Raw genomic sequence first — 955 nt, 5'->3', positions numbered from 1 at the left:
CTGTATGCGCTGTTTACCCTGCTCGCCGTGCAAGGCTGGCGGGAATGGCGTGCCGATCCGGCGTTGCGCACATGAAAGTCGTTGTTCTCACCGGCCCGGAATCCACCGGCAAGAGCTGGCTGGCGGCAGGCCTTGAGCAGCGTTTCGGCGGCGTGCGCGTTGATGAATATGTTCGTCGGTTCATCGAAGACAACCCACGCGACACTTGCCTCGCGGATATTCCTGATATCGCCAGGGGCCAGTTGCAATGGGAAGATCAGGCACGGGCGAAACAACCCGAACTGCTGATTCTCGACACCCATCTGCTAAGCAACATCCTCTGGAGCCAGACCCTGTTCGGCGACTGCCCGACCTGGCTGCAAAGCGAATTGCTCACGCGCCATTACGACCTGCACCTGCTGCTATCGCCGCAACAGGTCGACTGGGCCGAAGACGGTCAACGCTGCCAACCGGATCTTGCGGATCGCATGGCATTTTTCGAAGCCACGCGCGCCTGGTTGATTGAGCATCAACAGCCATTGCAAGTTATCGAGGGCAATTGGGCCGAACGGCACGCCCAAGCCTTTGCGGCGGTCGAGCTTTTGCTGTCCAGCTGAGCTGCGTTGGGACGAACCTGTCCGTTTTTGAAACACTCCTCACCGCGCAAAGCCCCCGTCCAAACGCTGTTCATCTCTCCGTCACGTCACCTGTTACGCCGATGAAACACATCGGCGCAAACCCTTGTTCCAGAGCTTTCCAACGTCAAGCATCGTTCAAGCGCCCCTGCATGTGTCTCAGCGCTGAAACAGTGCCCGCTTTGAGCATTCCCGGAAAACACCTAACACATTGAAATAACGGGACAATTCAAAACCGGCACAGCTTTCGCTCTCTCCTTCACAACGCTGAATAAGCCAGCCCACTGAAGAAGGAATTGCAGCCGTGGGGAATTTCAATAAAAGCCTGACCTGCCTCCTGC

The 955-nt window shown here is 57.2% G+C and carries 2 protein-coding genes and 1 pseudogene; 2 read left to right on the top strand and 1 reads right to left on the bottom strand.

Going from position 1 to position 955, the window contains the following annotated elements:
* A pseudogene (locus tag OQK_RS30245) lies at nucleotides 1–75 on the top strand (nicotinamide riboside transporter PnuC); the annotation flags it as partial.
* Nucleotides 72–596 carry an AAA family ATPase gene (locus OQK_RS24175; RefSeq protein WP_016774686.1) on the top strand — a complete coding sequence of 175 codons (525 nt, stop codon included), beginning with the start codon at nucleotides 72–74 and terminating at the stop codon, nucleotides 594–596. The pseudogene OQK_RS30245 and the gene OQK_RS24175, both read left to right, overlap by 4 nt.
* A 177-nt stretch (nucleotides 597–773) precedes the next feature.
* On the opposite strand, the gene OQK_RS31700 is transcribed toward OQK_RS24175, so the two are convergent.
* Nucleotides 774–955, bottom strand: a 182-nt coding sequence (locus OQK_RS31700) for a hypothetical protein (protein ID WP_238537257.1), incomplete at its 5' end; no start/stop codon positions are given.

The organism is Pseudomonas sp. R62 (genome assembly GCF_000257605.1).
Lineage (GTDB): Bacteria > Pseudomonadota > Gammaproteobacteria > Pseudomonadales > Pseudomonadaceae > Aquipseudomonas > Aquipseudomonas atacamensis.
The sequence above is the reverse complement of the archived record's forward strand: the minus strand, read 5'-3'. Positions and strand labels throughout refer to the sequence as shown.

What these genes read in the sequence shown, in the direction of transcription:
- OQK_RS24175 (WP_016774686.1), top strand. Translation starts at nt 72, where the DNA reads ATGAAAGTCGTTGTTCTCACCGGCCCGGAATCCACCGGCAAGAGCTGG.